Here is a 20,132-nt window from a genome sequence, read left to right on the forward strand (position 1 = left end):
GTTGAGACTTATCTTTAACTGGTCACAATGTTTAACCAATGACTTAGCTGCCACACAAAGCTGTGCTGATAGGTTGAAATGAGTTGGTGATGTAACGCCCTCGAATTACTCCCAGAAGTTCCACCACTTTTTGCTGTTTTCTTCACGCTGCTGTTGGCCTTTCTCTGACCCTTTTCCTTCTTCTTTACGCTCTTGTTCCGCTTTCTTGTCTTTCTGCTTTTCTAATCCCGACTTTTCTTCGTCATTATCCATATCATCTTCAAGCTTTTCTTTCTTATCTTTGAGCTTCTCTTTACTCTCTTCGAGGGCTTCTTTCTCGTCTTCCAAATCGTCGAGTTCTTTATCTAGTTTCTGCTTATCTTTTTTGTTCTTACTTTTTTTCGCTTTCTTATTTTTCTCTTCGATCATTGAATCAAGCTGCTTCTCACGATCATCAATTTCGCCTTCAACTTTTTTAGCCTCAGCGAGCGTTTTCACTTCTTCTAAATCGGGCTTACCTTTACCAGCCCACTCAGGTTTAGCAGCAATGCTGTGGGTCGACCACGTTATTAAAGCCCCCGTTACTGCAAGTACTAGAACTGTCTTATTCATCCTTAAACTCCTATTCCTATAGTCTTTTAAAGCTAATACCTAAATAGCACTAAAACAAGGTAGCCGAACTAGATATGGCTTGTGTATCACCTTATAGCGTTAACGACTTCACCATACCCGCTTCAGCGTGACCAGGAATATTGCACGCGAACTCTACGTTATTATCACCATGGAAATGCCACAACAATTGCTTCGCTTTACCCGGTTTAACCGTAACTGTGCTACCCGAGTCATGAGCGTGATTACCCATATTTTTCATCATTTCACGGTGCTCTAATTGCTCTGAAGCAGAACCAATCGAGAATTCATGATCAATCTTACCGGTGTTCATCACAACGAACTGCACCACGTCGTTCGGCTCAATATCAACCTTGTTCTTAAATGTGATTTTCATATCGTCACTTAGCAGAACATGAACCACTTTATCCGGCTTTGCGCCTGTCGCAGGCATACCCACTTCAGACATGCCTTCCATATTCATCATCGAATGGTCCATCTTTCCATCCTTCATCATGCTGTGATCCATTTTTGAATGATCCATCTCTCCAATCTTCATCATCGAGTGATCCATATTCGAATGGTCCATTTCAGCAAAAGCCGTTGCAGTAGTTAACGTCAGTGCAATCGCAATAAATGTCTTTTTCATGATCGTTCCTTAGATTAATTCAGTTATTTATTTGTTAGTTTCACATGTTCATGTGGTACGCCCTTACTCACTCTGTTTTTGGTCAGTAAGGGCTAATAATCAATACGTTATTTGTTTGGTTCGTTTTGGCTATGCGTAATCTCACGCTGTTTCCAGAGCTTAAAGATTGCAGGCAACACCAGTAGGGTAAGCAATAGTGCAGACGCCATTCCGCCTATCATCGGCGCAGCAATTCGCTGCATCACTTCAGAGCCCGTTCCCTCGCCATACATAATTGGGATGAGGCCAATGATCACCGTAAGTACTGTCATCATCACTGGGCGAACACGCAGTCCTGCACCCTCACGAATCGCATCCGTTAAGTCTTCACTCTGAAGTGCTTGCTGGTTCTGCTCCGCATCCAATTTCTTGTAGTGCCATGCTTGATTTAGGTAGACCAACATAATGACGCCTATCTCAACAGCTACCCCGGCAAGGGCGATAAAGCCCACACCCACCGCAATCGAGAAGTTGTAATTGAGGACATGCATCAGCCATAGGCCGCCAACCATCGCGAGTGGCAATGTCAGCATGATCATCATCACCTCACCAACACGGCGGAAGCTTAGATAGAGCAACAACATGATGATGGCGATGGTGATTGGCACAACGACACTCAAACGCTCCTTCGCACGCTCCATGTATTCGTATTGACCAGACCACGCCAGTGAATAACCCGCAGGTAAGACGATTTGGTCAGAAACAACTTTTTGCGCCTCCGCGACATAAGAGCCAAGGTCGCGCCCTTCGATATCGACAAATACCCAACCATTAGGACGCGCGTTCTCCGTTTTAATCATCGGAGGGCCATCTTCATAACGAATATCTGCTACGTCCGATAGAGCGATACGAGCTCCGTTTGGTGTGACTAACGGTAGGTTCTGCAACTTAACGACAGAATCACGATAGCTTTGTGGGTAACGGACATTGATTGGATAACGCTCTAGCCCCTCAACGGTTTCGCCCACATTCATGCCACCAACCGCAGTCGAGATAACCTGTTGCACTTCTTTAATGCTCAAGCCATATCGCGCAGCCGAGCGACGTTTAATGTCTATCGTCACATAGCGACCGCCCGCAACACGCTCTGCGTAGACAGAAGCCGTACCACTCACGCTATTTAGGATGGGTTCAAGTTGCGAACCAATATCTTCAATTACGCTCAGCTCGGGGCCTGCGATTTTGATACCGATTGGGGTTTTAATACCGGTCGCTAACATGTCGATACGGGTTTTGATAGGCATAACCCACGCATTAGTTAAACCTGGGAACTGAATCAGATCATCAAACTCTTTACGCAGAGACTCAGTGGTGACACCGTCACGCCACTCATCTCGCGGTTTAAGCTGAATCACGGTTTCAATCATGGTTAACGGTGCAGGATCGGTTGCTGTCTCTGCTCGGCCAATTTTGCCCCACGTGGTTTCGACTTCTGGAATGGTTTTGATTAGCTTGTTGGTCTGTTGCAACAACTCACGAGCCTTACCTATTGAGATGCCCGGATACGTGGTTGGCATGTACATCAAATCCCCTTCGTCCAAAGGAGGGATGAACTCGCTGCCAAGCTTACTGGTTGGGTAATAAGCAGACGCCATTAAGCCAAGTGCGATAACAATCATCACCTTTGGATATTTTAGGCTGAGGTTCAGAAGCGGCTTGTACATCGCCACTAGGCTGCGGTTGACTGGGTTTTTGTGTTCAGGCAGCACGTTACCGCGAATGAAGTAACCCATTAGCACAGGCACAAGCGTGATAGCCAAACCAGCGGCTGCGGCCATCGCATACGTCTTGGTAAACGCAAGTGGCGAGAACATCTTGCCTTCTTGCCCTTCTAGCGCGAACACAGGCACAAAGCTCAAGGTAATGATAATCAGAGAGAAGAACAGCGGTGCGCCAACTTCTTCTGCTGCCTTACCAATCACTTGCCAACGGTTTTTGTCAGTGAGCGGAGTCCGTTCAATGTGTTTATGAACGTTCTCGATCATTACGATGGCACCATCCACCATGGCGCCAATCGCAATCGCTATTCCGCCAAGAGACATGATATTGGCGTTGATACCCTGCCAATGCATCACGATGAACGCGCCTAAAATACCGACAGGCAGACTTAGTGCGATAACCAGTGATGAGCGGATATGGAACAAGAACAGCGCACACACGACGGCGACCACGATGAACTCTTCAGCCAGTTTCTTCCAAAGGTTTTCAACGGCTGAATCAATCAAAGTCGAACGGTCATAAGTCGCGACAATCTCGACACCATCAGGTAAGCCTGCTTGCAGTTCAGCGAGTTTGGATTTCACCGAGTCGATCACTTCACTGGCATTTTCACCAAAGCGCATCACAATAACGCCGCCAACCGCTTCACCCTCACCATTGAGTTCAGAGATACCGCGACGCATTTGCGGGCCAAGATTAATGTCAGCAATGTCACCTAATAGCAACGGAGTCCCTTTGTCGGTCACTTTTAGCGGCAGAGATTGAATGTCTTCGATGCTTGTCAGGTAACCGGTGGTACGAACCATATGTTCGGCTTCCGCAATCTCAACAACAGACGCTCCTGTTTCTTGATTACCATCTTGGATTGCCTTGTTGACTTGCTGAAGCGTTAGGTCGTAAGCACGTAACTTGGCAGGATCAATCTGTACTTGGTACTGCTTCACCATGCCACCAACGGTCGCCACTTCAGACACGCCTTCTACGGTTTGCAATTCATACTTCAAGAACCAATCTTGCAAACTGCGAAGTTCTGCTAAATCGTGCTGACCGGTTTTATCTTGCAACACGTAGCTGTAAACCCAGCCCACACCGGTTGCATCTGGCCCTAGTGTTGGCTTGGCACTCGATGGCAAGTTAGTTGCAACTTGGCTTAGGTACTCCAACACTCGTGAACGCGCCCAGTACATATCAGTATCATCATTGAAGATGATATAGACATAGGAATCACCAAAGAACGAGTAACCACGAACCGTTTCAGCTCCTGGTACAGCTAACATGGCGGTGGTCAATGGATAAGTCACCTGATCCTCGACCACTTGTGGCGCTTGCCCCGGATAACTGGTTTTGATGATCACCTGAACATCTGACAAATCTGGAATGGCATCAACCGGTGTATTTTTAACGCTGTATAAGCCGCCAAATACGATGGCGACAGTGGCAACCAGCACTAAGAAACGGTTGCTAATAGACCAGCGAATAATTGCATTGATCATAGTTCGCCCTCACCCGTGCTATTCGTCGGTTCGAGAGATTTGAGCACATAATCAGAACCTTGCTTCGCCACTAGAAACCGAATGGTTTGACCCTCGGCAAACTCAGATAAATCAAGGTCATCACTGGCTTGGAAATTCATTTCACCCGCTTTCCAATTCCACTCAGGGACAGGCTGATGTTTTACGGTGATCATGCCAAAATCTGCCATCAACATGGTGATGTCACCCGTCACCCAAACTTCGCCAGCGATTTTGTGTTTGTTGACCTTGTAATCCACAACCTCGTACTGCCCTGACTCTGTCTTTCGCATCTCAAAGTCAATTGTCTTACCACGTTGCACGTCACTCATGTCTAAGCCTTCCGCAAAGGTGAAATTCATCAGCATGCCCGGCCAATCCCAATCTGGAACAGGCTGATGGTTAATCGTCACCATGCGACTGCCTTGCATAACATCGGAAATTTCACCGTTTGCCCATACGGTTTCAGCTTCTTCCTCAACACCATTGATGCGTGACAAATCAGCAGTTTGGCTCGATTCAGAATCCAACATGAAGTGCGCAGAAGTGACAATGTTCTCACCTTGCTTTAGCCCTTGAAGCACCTCTATTTTTTCGCCAGCTTCACGGCCAACCTCAATACGAGCAGAACGATACTTACCAGAACCCTCTGAAATCACCACTCGAGTCATACCACCGGAGTGAATCACTGAAGATCTTGGGATAGTAAGAACGGCTTCATCACTGATGGGCTTCAGCGCAATATTGGCGAACATATTTGGCTTAAGCTCGCCATTTGGGTTGGAGAACTTCAAACGAACGCGCAAGGTTCGAGTTTTTGGATCGAGGATTGGGTAAACGTAATCGACATTACCCAACCATTCTTTGCCAGGAATTGCATCTAGCGTCATCACCGCATTGCTGCCTGATGAGATCCAGTGCGCTTGACGCTCAAACACCTCAGCATCAACCCATACTTCGCCTAATGGGCCCGCACTGATTACCGCTTGTGCAGGTGAAAGGTAACCACCTTCTCGGATGTTCAAACTCGCGATAACACCATCGGCCGGCGCTTTGATTTCAATGGTTTGCGAGGCTTTACCTTGGCGCGTAATAGCGCGGATTTGCGTCTTATCAACACCCAAGGTAATTAAGCGTTCAGTCGAGCCCTTGATCAAACCTTTACGACCCGTCTTATAAGCACTGATCAACTCTTCTTGTGCTTTAACAAGCTCTGGAGAATAGAGTGTGAATAGTACGTCGCCTTTATTTACCTTTTCGCCCACCGCGTTGATGTAGAGTTTTTCCACCCATCCAGAAACACGCACGTTGGTTTGCCATAGTGCACTTTCATCGAATGCCACGTAGCCAACAGTTTCAATGCGCGGTGATAGCGCTTCTCTTGTTACTTGTGCGGTTTTCACGCCAAGGTTATTTTCTACCGATGGGTCGATAAATACGGTTCCTGCCTTGTCTTCTCCCGCACTTGAATCATCAGCATAAACAGGGATTAAATCCATCCCCATTGGCGACTGACCTGGCTTATCACGCTGATAATTTGGGTCCATTGGCGCCACCCAATACAGAGGTTCGTCCTTGGCCTGTTTACTTACATCTGCGTCTGTACTCGTTGCCACTGCTGACATGTCGTGTGCTGGGTTAATTAGAAAGTGATTCACACCAAAACCCAATGCACCACCGACCAATAAAGCGATAGTCGCTACTTTTACTGTATTCATTGTCTATTCCCTTATTGATTGGCTGTGTGTTTAGTTGCGCTTGGGTTGAGTTGTGGCTGGTTTACTTGGTATTCAAAACCACTGACTAACGCAGCTAACTTGCTGTTAACGATGTTGAGGTCGGTGATCAAACGTTGTTGCTCTAACTTAAGCGCCAGCTCATCGGTCGTTGCTAAAATGACATCGTTGAACTGAGCGGTATTGTTTTGGTAGCCCCTTTCAACCGCGCTGATTCGTGATGTGGTTTGAGGAAGCAAGGACGTTTGATAACGATCTAATCGCTGGATCAGATTTGATCGGTCCACCAGCAATGCGTTCACTTGCGCGTTCATTTGAGAAAGTAAGGTGTCTTTTTGAGACTTGGCCGCACCAACTTGATACTGAGCAGCCGATAAGTTTTTATCTTGTCGATTCCCCGTAAACAGCGGGATGTCGACTGTCAGATAAGCACTCACCAGATCAGAAGCAGGTTGACCTGCCATGTTATTGGCTTGGCGGTGCGCATACATCACTTCTACCCCAAACTGCGGGGTATAAGCTTGCTCGGCTAACTCAACCTGAGTTTGATTGGAGGAAATACTGACATCGGAGATCTTAACCAAAGGATGGTCAGTGAGTAGCTGGTAGTACTTGGTTGAATCGATATTGGTCGCTAATTTGCTTTCCAACAATGACCAATCGATTTGGTTAGTTGCATTCAGTGTGCCCTGAGAATCAAGAACCTGAGAGCCTAGCCAATCAGAACCCAACCATTCAGAAAGCTGAGAGATTAGACGACGCTGAACCTGCTGGTTTGCCTGAAGTTTCTCATCAAGCTTGCTCACTTGGAGCTGAGCATTAAGCAGATCTTGCGCTTCGCTTTTACCAATCGAGTAATTGGTTTGTACATAGTTTTCAAGCTCAACCAACAAACGACGATTTTGACGAATCACCGACTCAGCCTTTTGCTGATAACCTAACTCAAGCCAAAGCTGCGTCATGCTATTCGCAACCGTCAATTCTCTTGCTTGCACCTGCAAAGCTAAAGCATCTGCCTGTTGGCCTGCCTTTTTCTGTTGAAGGTTAAGCGTATCGCCACGCTCAAACTGCTGCATCAACCCTACCGATATATTGGTCATCGGGTCTTCATCGAATTGAAAGCTATCGACAGGCAAACCGCCAAATCCAACTTTTAATTTCGGGTCCATTAAGGTCGACCTGGCAATGCCTGTTTCTCGCATCGCTTGAGACTGAGCAAAGTACTGTTTGCGATTTCCATCTTCGCTTAACGCTATCTCAATCAGTGTATTGAGTTGCTGCGTCGAGCTTGCTTGGTCATGTGCTGAGATGTGTTGAGCATTTGAAGCTGACGCCGTGGTAGCCGCGAGCGTAGCACTTGAAAACAAGGCCATAGGCAAGGTAGCAGCAACCACTAAGCTCGTGTTCATGACAAACACAGAGGTTGTTGGTTTCATATTCACAATGAATGTCCATATCTAGCGCTAATTAGCGCATAAAAAAGAATGACTTATCAGATTTATCTAACTGATAGAGCTGTATTTTTAGATATAGATTTATGCGGAAGGTGGGCGTAGCAAAGATTGAGCGCGTGCGACTTTCTGCCCGATAATGACAGATTGAAAACGAGCTAAAGAAGAGACAAAGGGATTGGCGGCTTGAACAGCCTGAATCGGGTAAGAAGTTGCAGAACACACTGAGGCACAGCAATCGACACTCGAACAATGGTTACCCATCATCTGACTGCCGTCTTCGCTCATTGAAGACATATCGCATTGAGCCATCATGTCATGAGCACTCATACTAGAGTGTTCAGCGTGTGGATTTTCACTCATCACATGACATCCCGCCATGGAGTCATTAGCCGAAGTATCGCTGTGGTAACAAGCCGACTTGCTCGACCCCATTTCCATCATCATTACTTCAGTCATCAAGGCTGAGGAGCTTGAGGCATAGCTAGACATCAACATCGCAATGATGCTGAAAACAATAATCCAAGTTTTTCGGAATGTGTTTGTCATAGCTTACCTTTGAATTTACAACGCAACTATAAACGTTCCCCTTAGGGTAAGGTCAACGATGAAGTACAAATATTTGATTAAACTGGTAGTAACTGCTGAATAGATCAACAAAAGGAACACTCAATAAGCGAGAAGTGTGACTAATAAGATTTAAAATATCGTTTACGGAAGGCTGATACAAATATGAGCCTGAGGTATTACACAGGCTCCAACTTTTAGACTCAGTTATAGATTTGGCTCACGCTTATATCTAAGTCCAGAGGTTAAATACGAGAAAGCTGTACTTTTCTGTCTTTGTTGACCACGCAAAAGTTACCGCGCTTAGTGCGACACTTAGAGCATCGTTCACATTCTACAGGGCTTCTATCCCCTTCCTTCCAACGCTTAACTAAATGCGGTTCAGAAAGCAGCGGCCTTGAAAGCGCGAAGTATTCAATGCCTGTGTTGTTTGCAATCGCTTCGATAGCATTAAAATCCGTTAGGCCACCAACCGTGATAACTGGGATATTAACGTCTTGACTGATCGCGTGGCCATACTCATGGAAGTAGCCTTCAGCTTGAATGGTAAAACCATCGTGCGACTCGCCAATCATAGTGTCTGCTTTACCATGAATATTACCTGACACCACAATGCCATCCACGCCCACTTGTTCAAGCTTTTTACACACAATACGTGTTTCGTCGAAGGTCACGCCACCTTCAAAAAACTCCGAAGCTGTAAGCTTAACCAAGATAGTGAAATCATCACCCACTAGCTTGCGCGTCGCGGTATAGATCTCTAACAAGAATCTCATGCGGTTTTCTAAGCTACCGCCGTACTCATCTTCACGTTGGTTGTAGTAAGGGCTTAAGAACTGATTAATCAGGTAAGTGTGAGCGGCATGAATTTCAACGCCATCAAAACCTGACTTCTGTGCTCTCAAAGACGCTTGAGCAAAGGCATCAACAATGTAGTCGATCTCATCTTTGGTCATCGCTTTGCCTAGTGTTTGAGTTCCTTTTTCTGGAACCTCACTGGGTGCGTAGATCACTCGTTCGTCAAGATCATGCGTGGTTTTGGTGCCACCATAAGCCAATTGCATCACGATTTTAGAGTCGTTATCGTGGACGAGTTGAGTCAGCTTTTTGTATTCCTCGATAAACGAGTCGTTATACATCCCCATCATGCCTGCATTCGGCTTTTCTTCTTCAACGATGTTCGCGTAACCCGTCACGATCAGGCCGACTTCACCTTGAGCCAACTCTTCATAGATAGCGTACAGTTTATCTGTCATATGCCCGTCTTCGTTGGCCATATTTTCCCACGTTGCACTTCTCATGAAGCGGTTCTTTAGTGTCATCTTGCCAATGTGGGTTTCTGTAAACAAAGTGCTCAAGTATCTTCCTCTCAAAATCGTATTACGCGAGTTACCCATCAAGCATGGGCACTGATTCAGGCGGATACTACAGAGAATAAGACGAGGAAAACTTAATCTAGATTAAGAGAGCGGCGCTTTAGTATAAAAAACGTTCATTTCCATAAACAGCTTTATTCAGTTTGATCGGGTCCATTATCTATCGTTCAGAAAAGTTTTTTTCCTTGTAGATACCAACCTTGAAAGCACAACCAACGATCACTCCTATACCAGTAATTACTATTTAAATTTCCTCGCTACATAAGAACGTGGTTTGTCACGGTTCATTTCACGCTGAGCGGCAATCGCTCTGTTCTTACCTAGCCCTACCTTTATCTGATACCAAGTCTCATAAAATACAGCCATGCCAGGGCTTGACCACCAAGTCTTGTTGTAGAGTTTCTTGTTAGCAGCGACAACATCTGGCGATCGGTTCGCGCATTCCAGTGCCAATGCATAAGCTTCAGCATAAGGATCTTCGGCTATTTTTGTGACAAGCCCATACTCCTTTGCGGTTTTACTGTCGATCACCTTGGCGGTCATCGCCATCTCTAGGGTGTGATCTTTACGCATCAGCTCTCTAAAGGCGATTGCGCCTCCCATGTCTGGAATCAAACCCCACTTTGCTTCTAATATCGAGAAGTTCGCATCAGGACTAGCAATTCTAAAATCACCACCACTGACCAATTGAAGTCCACCTCCCCAGCAACGACCATGAATCGCAAAAATAACAGGACACGGAATATCTCGCCAACCCAGCGAAAAGCGCTGCGCTGCATTGGGTAATGTGGGAAACCATTTGAACAAAAGCTTCATTGCGCCAGACTTACTGGTCAACAGAGATTTAATATCAAGCCCTGAACAAAAATCAGCCCCATTGCCTTTCACTATCACGGCGCGAATCTCGGTGTTCTTTTTCAGCTGATTCACCATGTTATTCACACCTTGGAACATTGCCATGTCAATAGCATTGAGCTTATCGGGTCGATTCAGCACAACCGTGGCAATTTTATTTTCATCAATGGAACAAGTAATACGATCGAGGTTTGGCATGATAGCTACCTTCAGAGTGGTCAGACCTTTAGGTTATACATTTTATTAACATATGCCAAACTTGCACATTAAGAAGCGAGACCTGCGTTGCTTAACGCCTCTCCCTTACATAAACGACATCAACAAAAAAAAGCAGTGATGGCTCGCTCCATTCACTGCTTTTCGCTCGTAGCTTTATTGCCAATAGCTTTGATTACCAATGGCTTTAGGTCCTGATCAGAAGCTATGTTCTTCGAGATTTCAATAACAAGAAGATGAAATAACTGCCACCAATAATGGAAACTAACGTCCCTGCAGCGAGTTGAGCTGGGAATACCACTACTTGCCCTAACCAGTCAGCAAACAACATTAAGGCAGCACCAATTAAAAACGACAAGATAATCTGTTTTCTAACCAAACGAGCCCCCACCATGGCCGCGATATGCGGAGCCAGTAACCCGACAAATGCAACGGGCCCCATTGTGGTGGTTACTACCGAACATAAGATGGCGACGATACACAACAAAGAAGCATACGCTATTGAGATATTTAGGCCTCGCGCGCTCGCAAACTGACGGCCTGTGGCTATTAACGTCACCCAACGACTCAACAGTACAGCAGCACCAATACAAACGGTGATAACGATAGCCATGATCGTTGCCGACTCAGGTTCAACACGATAGGTAGAACCTGCCAACCAAGCCAATAAGGTGTATTTCCCTTCTCCCACTCGTGTTAAAGAGAATTGTACTAAAGCCTCTAACACTGCGGTCAGCGAAATACCCGTCAGGATTAGGATAGACGGCGCAAACTGATGTTTCTTACCAAGAAATAGTAATAGGCACAGCGCCATTGCACTGCCTAAAAACGCAATCCAAGGGCTCAACGAGTGAATCGAATAGCCCATGAATAAACTGCTGAAAATCAAAGCTAAAACAGCGCCCGCGGATACCCCAAGGATGTCTGGGCTCGCTAGTGGGTTGTAGACTAACCTTTGCAAGATCACTCCTGCGACAGCCAAACCGCCACCAGCGAATATCGCCGTTAACATTCTAGGCCAGCGAATAGACCACTCAAACGCGTCTGGAATAACAAAGTAGCCCATATCAGAAGAAGGCTGTGAGAGCGTGCTTAATGCCAGTAACCCAAAGATCATCGTGCCCAATAGAGAGTAAGCCAACGGTGAAATAGACTTTGGCCCCTCAGGCATCGAGAAAAATAACTGATCTTGAGCGGACATCTGCTTGCGAGCAATAATGATCAAAGCTGGAGCGCCAATCACCGCGGTTGCGGTACCCGTTGGAATCATATCCACAGACCATTGAGTCAAAAAGATAGCTAAACTGTCTGTAGTACAAAGTAGTAAAGCACCTAATAGACAACTTGCGATCAGTTCGGATTTCGCTTTTAAGAAGCCAAAGTGCCTCGCGATATTAGGGGCGATCAAACCGATAAAACTGATCACGCCTACCGAGGTAATCGATACCGACACCAACCAAACGCCGACTGCCATTAATACAAAAAATGTTGCACCAATATTGAGGCCGCGCGCAGCAGCCCCTTCCGTACCGATTGAAAGCAGGGTCAAAACTCGTGGTGCCAACAAAAATATGGCAAAAATCGGCACTAACTTAGGTATTAACCACAACACTTGTTCCCAGCCATTTTGCCCTAAATCACCCGCCCCCCACACAAACAAGTTCTGTGCGTACTGGTCGTTAAGCAGAATAATCGCCGTTGCAAATGCCCCTAGCAACAAGTTAACCGCCATACCCGCCAAGACAATGGGCAAGCCGCTCATGTTTTTGATACCAACAATGGAAACAATAAGCCCCATTGCTAGCAGTGCGCCAATCAACGCAAACCAGACTGAGTATTGCGCCACCAGCATAGGAGCGACTACATTCAATATGACCAGGCCAAGCCAGGCCCCTGACGATGTACCTAACGTTAACGGAGACATCATGCGATTCTGAGTCAACTGTTGGAAAAGGCTTCCTATTGTGCCGAGTGTGCCGCCTACCAAGATAGTCATAACTAACCGAGGCAAGTTGACATACAACAAGGCCATCAGCTCAAATGAGTCATCAACCATTGCGTTCAGCGTAGCGCGATCACTCACCTGTGAGAGTAACAAGATAAGCTCACCAATCGGGCCAAATTCCGACTGTCCTAACCATAAATGAGCAAGGGCAGCGAAAAACAAAGCTGCCCCGACCATTAAACCACTGATTTTCATTACTGCTCAGCTAGCTTCAATAGCGATTTCGCCATGACTTCTGCGTTATATAGGATCGACATCGCGCCACCATAGCTCCAACTTGCTTCTACCGCGCTCACTTGATGATTTCGCACAAAAGGCATGCTCTTCCATATTGGCGAACGGTTTAACTTGTCTTGATATGGAAAGGGTTCAAAGTAAAGTGCAACACCACTTTCCACGTTCTTAAGATCGGTCATCCGCTTTTGGTTGATACCCCACTGACTGGCAGGAAGCTCCATCTCGTTTTCAAAACCGAGCTTCTCCAATGCGTATTGTGGAATCGAGTTGTCGCCATAAATGAACACCGAAGTGGTGCTCGCAAAACGGAAAGAAGTGACTTTAGGTTTGTCGCCCGGATACGCTTTATCTAATTCAGCCTTCAGAACAGCAATACGTTCTTCCATCGCAGCGAGTTTACTATTCGCTTGTTCTTGTTTGCCAAGCAAGTGACCAATCTTCTTGAAGTTTTCAATGGCAGCCGCGGCATTGCTGTGGTGTTCACTGTATGTTTGGTAATAAAGTACTGGCGCGATTTCAGAAAGACGCGCCTGAAGATCTTTTTGAGGTGAAGCGATAAGAATCACATCTGGGTTGAGCTTCTTAAGCGCAGAAAAGTTTGGTTCAGTTCGAGTCCCTACATCGGTCACACCTTCAGGAATCGCAGGTTGAACAACCCAATCGCTGTAGCCTGCAATATCAGGCACCGCGACTGGCGTAACTCCCAGCTCGATAACTTGCTCTGCGATATCCCAGTTCAGTGCAACAACTCTTGTAGGTTGAGCCGGTAATGTTTTATTTCCCTCGCTATCCTGAACTTGAAAGCCTGCGATGACTTGAGCGGACAACAACAAGCACAACGAAGTAACAATCATATTAATTTTAGAAAAACGGGATGTAAAAGAGTTGATTTTCATATCACCACTACAACTTTGAAATATTTTCTCTATAACGACAAAGCAGCCCACACAGGCTGCTTAAGTTTATTAACTCAAGTTAACTAAAACTCGTAGTTCACACTGATCTCCACAGACTGCTCAGCACCAAACCAACAATTGGACTGGTCGTAACACGCATAATATTCTTCATTGAAAATATTGTTCACTGCTAGGTTGGCAGTCGCTCCCAATAAAGTCTCACTTGCTGCACCCAAGTCATAACCAATAGACAAGTCAACCACAGTATACGACGGTACTTTCCCTTGGGTATTTGTTGCATCCATTTGCATTTCCGCAACGTAGCGCGCACCAGCACTCAACCGAGAACCGGCTAATACTCCACTGAATACGTTGTAGTTAGCCCATACGTTTGCAGTATGTTCAGGTACGTAGATTGGTGTTGTTCCTTCTAAACCATTGCTAGAATCTTCTGTGATTTCCATGTCAGCGTAGGTATAAGCTGCCGCAATATCGAAATTTTCCGTTGCGAACCAACGTCCTGATAATTCAGCACCTTGCGATACAACTTCACCCACTTGAATTTTTGGCCCATAAACATTAGTTGGATCTGTCATCAACATGTCTTGCTTCACAATATGGAATAAAGAAACGGTGGCTTCTTTCGACATATCGTCAGACAGGTATTTGACGCCAATTTCAGCTTGCTGAGCATTTTCAGGGTCAAACTCATTACCAGATTTATCAACGCCCGGAGCTGGTTCAAAGCTAGTCGCGTAGCTTGCAAATGGCGCGAGTCCATTATCAAACTGATACAAACCACCCAAACGATAAGTAAACTGTTTATGGTCAGACTCATGAGCGTAGTATTCACTTTCCGATTTGTAGTGGTCAAATCGTGCGCCAGCAATAAGCACTAACGCGTCTAAACGAACTTGATCTTGAACGTAGAAACCAAGCTGGCTCGACGTTGTGTCATCCAGGTACTCGTTACCCTTAGTAACGTCATTACGATCTAGTAGGTCGTTGTTCGGATTCAATGGGTCAAAACTATTAAAACCGCTTCCACTAGCGCTGTAAGAGGAGTAGTTAACGTTACCATCCATATCTTGGTAATCTAAACCAAGTAATAAGTTGTGTTCTACTGAACCAACATCAACGATACCGCTCAACTGGTTATCAATGACAAAACCTTTAAAGCTTTCATCTGTTGAATAAAGAGCTCGGGCTAATTGATTTGGTGTGCTTGGATCGTAACTAATATGATATGTGTTCTCTTGATATAGAGATGCATCGGTATAGCGAGCGTTCTGTAAGAATGTCCAATTGTTATTGAAGTCATGGTTAATTTTATAGCCAACCATCAATACTTCACGTTCAAACGTACTCCAATTCTTATCCCCCACAGAAACTGATGGATCACTCGCCTTAAGCACCTCTATAGGCATTGAAGAGTTGATACCCATTGAAGGATCGTCTTGATAGTAGAGATTAAAGTTGATTAGTGTTTTTTCATTTACTTGCCAATCAACAGATGGTGCAATTAAGTAGCGCTCTTCTTCAGCGTTATCGACTTGGCTATCTTGCTTACGAGCCAAAGCAATCAGACGATATGAAAAATCACTGTCACCAAACTGACCCGTGGTATCAATAGAAGCTTCTTGCAGATTTCGAGAGCCTGTCGCAACACCAACCTTGGTTGATTGTTCAGTTTGTGGCGCTTTGGCTATCATGTTCACCATCCCACCCGGCGGCATCGCTCCATAAAGCACAGAAGTAGGCCCTTTGAATATTTCAACCTGTTGCATTGCAATCGGATCAATTTGCGGTTGTAAGTTCCAACCATTCAAATGTTGAAGTGAGAGGCCATCGTAATAGTTGACATTATTCGTCTTAAAACCGCGGATTGAGTACGAGTCAAACATAGCGACTGAACCACCACGACTTTCAGTCACAACACCAGGCGCATAACGAAGGGCTTGGTTCAAAGATTGAACACCTCGTTGCTCTAACTGTTCCTCATCAATAACCGTAATGCCCTGCGGCGTTTCTTCTGGCTCAAGTGCCGATTTCGTAGCTGTATTTCGGTAGGCTTTGCCGAGAACAGTGACAGTTTCTATATTAGACTTTGCCGTCGTAACGGTTTCTTCCGCCAACGCTTGTGCAGAGAGCGCCGTCAGCAACGCAACAGCAAGTGATGAATACTTAAAACGGGTGTGAGTGGTCATAATTCCCTCGGATACCAATACTTAATACAAATAATAATAAATCTCATTTGCATTGTATGTATCTATGAATGGGATAATTAACAATTTGGTGCAAATTTAAAAAGAACTTGATTCAATTTGATTGAAAATTAGCCAATTGGCAGCAAAAACCACAATTGGCCTCATTGAAAGGAAGGTTTTACAGGAAGATAATGAGTAAATATATGATTATGGTTTAATAATAGGAACCCAGTATTCCATTTCAGCATCAGCGGCATTTGCTTGGTAGCCAAGTGGGTACACTTCGAGTTCATAGCCGTCCACACCACGATATCCTGAACTTGGAAGCCAATTCAGTACAAGCCAGCTTAAAGTATGCCGCAAATTCTCAATAGGCCCACAATGTTTAACAACTGCGTAGGTTTGCTTCGGGATAGTCAATACCTCTAATTTATCAGAGATAATACTCGGTAATTGAGGGATTGAAATTCCATCAAGTAACTCAACCCCAGCCCAATAATGAATATTCGTGCCATCAAAACAAGATTGAGTAAGATCTACGACCCCAACAAATTGAAGTGCGCTATCATGAGGAAGGGTAACTTCATATTCCAAGCGCGACCAAAGCCGAGGGACTTTTTGGGCAAAATCTTGCGTCAATGAAAACAAACCGCTGATTTCAGAGGTTATCCCTTTAACGAGGAAAGGCTCTCTTTCATCAATTCGCACTTCCACAAAGCTTAACGCCCTTTTTTCTGAAGTACTTTCTATTTTAGACACTTGTATCGGTTTTCTTAGTCCTACTCTTTTGCCCGCTTTTCTATACTGGCTTGGGCTAGACCCAAACATTTGCTTAAACGAGCGGCTAAAGCTTATTTCTGAATTGAATCCGAGCCCCAGTGCAATATCGATAACACGCTCTTTTCCATCAAGCAGGAGTTCTGCAGCTTGGCTTAGCTTTAGCTCTCTCACATAGTTAGCCACTGTCAGCCCAGTTTCAGCTTGAAACACTCTTTGCAGTTGCCAGCGAGACCAGCAGCTTTGTTTCGCAATATCTTCTAGCGATAACGCTGAGCTAAGGTTTGAATGGATATAAGCCAAAACGCGACTAATACGATCAAATGCTGGAGTGTTCATATTCAAGGTTTCATATTCTCTTTAGTTGGCAACGCCCTAGTTACACCAATACTTTTATCATTTAAAGAGGCTTTTATCACTCAAAAAGAACAGCCTCTATACCGCTTATAAATTCCCCCCAAAAACAGAAGCGGCTATAAATGCTCCATTTTGTATAGTTATCCTCAATTATGCTGCTTATGATAACGCAACTGATTCTCATTGCTTTCATTAAGCGGATTTATTGGTCTAGAGACAGGGCTGACATGTTTCAGCTTTCAAACATCAAAATCATTCGTGATGAGCGAACCATACTCTCAATTGACGATCTTCACCTTCTAGCTTCACCAAACACTTGGTATACAAAATGCTATTGAATCGTAATAATTAAATGGCTTTTTTGAGCCTTCAATCACTAGCTTAGTTGAGCCTCTTTTGCTTCTGGGCAACTGAAACCACGCAAAATATTAAACAGAGAAATCAGTGTGAACACTATGATCACAAGCGATAGGTGCCACGCTTCACCCAACCCTAACTGAACCAACCCCATACTCACCATTGAAGATACCACCATCTGCCCACCACCTGACATCGCAGCCGCTGCGCCGGCATTCTTGTGGTATGGCGACATCACCAATGCCTGAGCACAAGGTAACGCGATACCATTACCTAAGATCATCAGAAACTGACCTAGCATTAAATATAAAGGATCTAATGGGCAAAAGAATAGCCACAACGCAGCACAAACATGCAGCACAGGTGTACAAAGCAACGTTTTCTTATTGCCGAGTATTGGACGAATACGATTACAAAGGGTCGTTCCCCCGAGCATTCCCAACGCAGGAATCACCGCCCACATGGCGTATTGATCTGACGTCATACCAATCTGGTTTTGCATAATAAATGGCATCACCGACACAGTGGTAATCATCAAACTAAAGTTAAGCCAACCGATACTCGCAAAACTCATGAAATAACGAGAAGTTAATAAGGCCTTGTATTGATAAAGCATTTTCTTTGGAGAAGGAATAACCGAAACCTGAGTGATGGTTTCCTTAAACTTAAATGCCAATACCACCCAAGCCAATGAAACATAACCAAGTAAAGAGATGAACACCATACTCCAGCCGAAGTGAAAGTTAATAAATCCGCCGATAACAGGGGCAATCAAAGGTGTAATGGAGGCTACCATCGCGATATAAGACATCGCCAATGGCAAATCAGCACCGCTGAATCGGTCTCGAGTCGATGCCCGAGCAAGTACCGCACAACAGCCAGTACCTAGACCTTGTAGGAAGCGCCCCATCACCATACCGGAAAATGAATGACTGAAGAACATGATCACCAGTAAGCCAAGCAAGGCAATCAACAAACCGCTCAACAGCACTTTTTTACGTCCCAAAGCGTCTGAAATAGGACCATAAATAAACTGAGAAGGGCCAAAGCCTAACAAGTACACACTCACCAGAAGCTGAGCTTGTTCTAAAGAAACATCGAAGTCCTTGGCAATCCAAGGTAACGAAGGAAAAACCAAACCCATGCTAAGTTGGCCGATACTGATGACCAAACACGCGAGTAAGATAGATCTAAAATCGAATCGGCGACTCATGATGTAAAGAGCTTGAACGAAGGGATTGCTTGGGTATTGACCTGACAACATAAAGCCCGAGAAAATAGCGAAGATGTTGCGAGGGTAGTATTCATTGTGCTCCGAGGTGATCGAATAGAGAATGGCAGGATAAACATACGCCAGCTTGTTAACTCATACAATACTCGTTGAACTAAATTCCTGAATAGTCACTTTTCACTTATCCGGGCTTTCCTCCGGTCAACCACAAGCTAAACTATTATCATGTTAAACAATCAAGAGGCTCCCATGAATAATCCTCACCGTATCCTTTCTTTTGCTTTGGCACTCATCATATCGGGTCCAATGGCATCAACTTCAGCGTTTGCATGGCAGGCGGAGAAGATCACAGACGGGCTCGATATTCCATGGGGTCTAACTTATGTGAACGATGGCTCGATGCTGGTCACAGAAAAAACAGGTGTCATTAAGCACGTTGATTTGAAAACAGGCGAGCAAAACACACTTTTCAGACTGCCAAATGTGTGGCGCAAAGGCCAAGGTGGCGCGTTGGATATCGCTTTCTCCCCCTTTGAAAAAAATAAGATCTATGTCACTTACAGTAAGGACATCGAGGGCCAAGGCACGACAACGCTCGCCTCCGCTCATTACAAAAACGGCGAGATTTCCAATTGGACCGACGTGTTTGTGTCCAAATCCAGAACCGACACAGGGCGCCACTTTGGCAGTCGCCTAACCTTTGATGATAGCCACCTGTATTTTTCGATAGGCGATCGCGGTGACCGAGATAACGGCCAAAACACCTTAACTCATGCGGGAGCAATATTACGGTTGAATGCTGATGGAAGCACGCCAAGTGATAACCCTTTCAAGGATAACAACAAGGTTTTGAATGAGATTTGGAGTTATGGTCATCGTAACCCTCAAGGCCTGTTTTACGACTTCCCGACTCAAAGACTCTGGTCGATCGAACACGGCCCTCGCGGTGGTGATGAGATAAACCTAATAAAAGCAGGTGCTAATTACGGGTGGCCTGTCACATCACACGGCAAAGAATATTGGGGGCCTATCAGTGTCGGGGATTCAAAAACCAAAGATGGTATTGAGTCTCCAGCAAAAGTTTACATTCCTTCAATAGCTCCAAGTAGTTTGATCGTATACCAAGGTGCAAAGTATCCTGAATTAAAAGACAAACTATTGGCGGGAGCGCTTAAACTCACCCACATCAATATTGTGACGGTTAACGAACAAGGTGAAGCAATAAAAGAGCAACGCATTCTAGAAGATTTAGGTGAGAGGATAAGAGATATCGAGACTTCACCAAACGGCGATATATTCTTCAGCACTGACAATGGTAACCTTTATCGCCTAACAAAGTAGCCTGATTCTCTTTAAAA

The 20,132-nt window shown here is 45.1% G+C and carries 14 protein-coding genes; 1 reads left to right on the forward strand and 13 read right to left on the reverse strand.

Features of this window, described 5'->3' with window-relative positions; translation table 11 throughout:
* Positions 1-105: 105 nt before the first annotated feature.
* From WR49_RS17755 to WR49_RS17815, 13 genes are all read right to left on the reverse strand, one after another.
* Positions 106-591: a hypothetical protein gene (locus WR49_RS17755; protein ID WP_004731489.1), complete on the reverse strand. Its 486-nt coding sequence runs from the start codon at positions 589-591 to the stop codon at positions 106-108.
* Between the two features lie 91 nt (positions 592-682).
* Positions 683-1,237 (reverse strand): copper-resistant cuproprotein CopI, encoded by a 555-nt coding sequence (gene copI, locus WR49_RS17760; RefSeq protein ID WP_017058136.1) that lies wholly within the window; start codon positions 1,235-1,237, stop codon positions 683-685.
* A gap of 107 nt (positions 1,238-1,344) precedes the next feature.
* On the reverse strand, positions 1,345-4,488 hold the full coding sequence (locus tag WR49_RS17765) for an efflux RND transporter permease subunit (protein ID WP_046224899.1): 3,144 nt from the start codon (positions 4,486-4,488) through the stop codon (positions 1,345-1,347).
* Complete coding sequence (locus WR49_RS17770) at positions 4,485-6,224, reverse strand: efflux RND transporter periplasmic adaptor subunit (RefSeq protein WP_046224900.1); 1,740 nt, start codon at positions 6,222-6,224, stop codon at positions 4,485-4,487. The genes WR49_RS17765 and WR49_RS17770 overlap by 4 nt, the downstream gene beginning before the upstream one ends.
* An 11-nt stretch (positions 6,225-6,235) precedes the next feature.
* Positions 6,236-7,678, reverse strand: a complete 1,443-nt coding sequence (locus WR49_RS17775) for a TolC family protein (RefSeq protein WP_046224901.1) — start codon at positions 7,676-7,678, stop codon at positions 6,236-6,238.
* A gap of 99 nt (positions 7,679-7,777) precedes the next feature.
* The gene (locus WR49_RS17780; protein ID WP_046224902.1) at positions 7,778-8,242 is read right to left on the reverse strand and encodes a hypothetical protein; all 465 of its coding nucleotides are present in this window, start codon (positions 8,240-8,242) and stop codon (positions 7,778-7,780) included.
* 263 nt (positions 8,243-8,505) lie between these two features.
* Entirely contained in the window at positions 8,506-9,618 is a 1,113-nt protein-coding gene (locus WR49_RS17785) for an NADH:flavin oxidoreductase (protein WP_046224903.1), read from the reverse strand.
* A gap of 258 nt (positions 9,619-9,876) precedes the next feature.
* Positions 9,877-10,689, reverse strand: a complete 813-nt coding sequence (locus tag WR49_RS17790; RefSeq protein ID WP_017058130.1) for a crotonase/enoyl-CoA hydratase family protein — start codon at positions 10,687-10,689, stop codon at positions 9,877-9,879.
* A 223-nt stretch (positions 10,690-10,912) separates the two neighbouring features.
* A complete protein-coding gene (gene fhuB, locus WR49_RS17795; protein WP_046224904.1) occupies positions 10,913-12,907 on the reverse strand; it encodes a Fe(3+)-hydroxamate ABC transporter permease FhuB in 1,995 nt (664 codons plus the stop codon).
* Entirely contained in the window at positions 12,907-13,845 is a 939-nt protein-coding gene (locus WR49_RS17800; RefSeq protein WP_017058128.1) for an iron-siderophore ABC transporter substrate-binding protein, read from the reverse strand. The genes fhuB and WR49_RS17800 overlap by 1 nt, the downstream gene beginning before the upstream one ends.
* 83 nt (positions 13,846-13,928) lie before the next feature.
* Positions 13,929-16,052, reverse strand: a complete 2,124-nt coding sequence (locus WR49_RS17805) for a TonB-dependent siderophore receptor (protein WP_046224905.1) — start codon at positions 16,050-16,052, stop codon at positions 13,929-13,931.
* 207 nt (positions 16,053-16,259) lie between these two features.
* The gene (locus WR49_RS17810; RefSeq protein WP_046224906.1) at positions 16,260-17,168 is read right to left on the reverse strand and encodes an AraC family transcriptional regulator; all 909 of its coding nucleotides are present in this window, start codon (positions 17,166-17,168) and stop codon (positions 16,260-16,262) included.
* A 394-nt stretch (positions 17,169-17,562) separates the two neighbouring features.
* Complete coding sequence (locus WR49_RS17815; protein ID WP_029627236.1) at positions 17,563-18,756, reverse strand: multidrug effflux MFS transporter; 1,194 nt, start codon at positions 18,754-18,756, stop codon at positions 17,563-17,565.
* A gap of 267 nt (positions 18,757-19,023) precedes the next feature.
* Between WR49_RS17815 and WR49_RS17820 the strand changes: the two genes are divergently transcribed.
* Entirely contained in the window at positions 19,024-20,115 is a 1,092-nt protein-coding gene (locus WR49_RS17820; protein WP_017058124.1) for a PQQ-dependent sugar dehydrogenase, read from the forward strand.
* Positions 20,116-20,132: the final 17 nt, after the last annotated feature.

Source organism: Vibrio sp. ECSMB14106 (genome assembly GCF_000972265.1).
GTDB lineage: Bacteria > Pseudomonadota > Gammaproteobacteria > Enterobacterales > Vibrionaceae > Vibrio > Vibrio kanaloae.

Excerpts from the sequence above, each read along its gene's own strand:
- WR49_RS17815 (WP_029627236.1), bottom strand. The coding sequence starts at position 18,756 with ATGAGTCGCCGATTCGATTTTAGATCTATCTTACTCGCGTGTTTGGTC.
- WR49_RS17755 (WP_004731489.1), bottom strand. The coding sequence starts at position 591 with ATGAATAAGACAGTTCTAGTACTTGCAGTAACGGGGGCTTTAATAACG.
- fhuB (WP_046224904.1), bottom strand. The coding sequence starts at position 12,907 with ATGAAAATCAGTGGTTTAATGGTCGGGGCAGCTTTGTTTTTCGCTGCC.
- WR49_RS17775 (WP_046224901.1), bottom strand. The coding sequence starts at position 7,678 with ATGAAACCAACAACCTCTGTGTTTGTCATGAACACGAGCTTAGTGGTT.
- WR49_RS17805 (WP_046224905.1), bottom strand. The coding sequence starts at position 16,052 with ATGACCACTCACACCCGTTTTAAGTATTCATCACTTGCTGTTGCGTTG.
- WR49_RS17780 (WP_046224902.1), bottom strand. The coding sequence starts at position 8,242 with ATGACAAACACATTCCGAAAAACTTGGATTATTGTTTTCAGCATCATT.
- WR49_RS17770 (WP_046224900.1), bottom strand. The coding sequence starts at position 6,224 with ATGAATACAGTAAAAGTAGCGACTATCGCTTTATTGGTCGGTGGTGCA.
- WR49_RS17820 (WP_017058124.1), top strand. The coding sequence starts at position 19,024 with ATGAATAATCCTCACCGTATCCTTTCTTTTGCTTTGGCACTCATCATA.
- WR49_RS17800 (WP_017058128.1), bottom strand. The coding sequence starts at position 13,845 with ATGAAAATCAACTCTTTTACATCCCGTTTTTCTAAAATTAATATGATT.
- copI (WP_017058136.1), bottom strand. The coding sequence starts at position 1,237 with ATGAAAAAGACATTTATTGCGATTGCACTGACGTTAACTACTGCAACG.
- WR49_RS17810 (WP_046224906.1), bottom strand. The coding sequence starts at position 17,168 with ATGAACACTCCAGCATTTGATCGTATTAGTCGCGTTTTGGCTTATATC.
- WR49_RS17765 (WP_046224899.1), bottom strand. The coding sequence starts at position 4,488 with ATGATCAATGCAATTATTCGCTGGTCTATTAGCAACCGTTTCTTAGTG.
- WR49_RS17790 (WP_017058130.1), bottom strand. The coding sequence starts at position 10,689 with ATGCCAAACCTCGATCGTATTACTTGTTCCATTGATGAAAATAAAATT.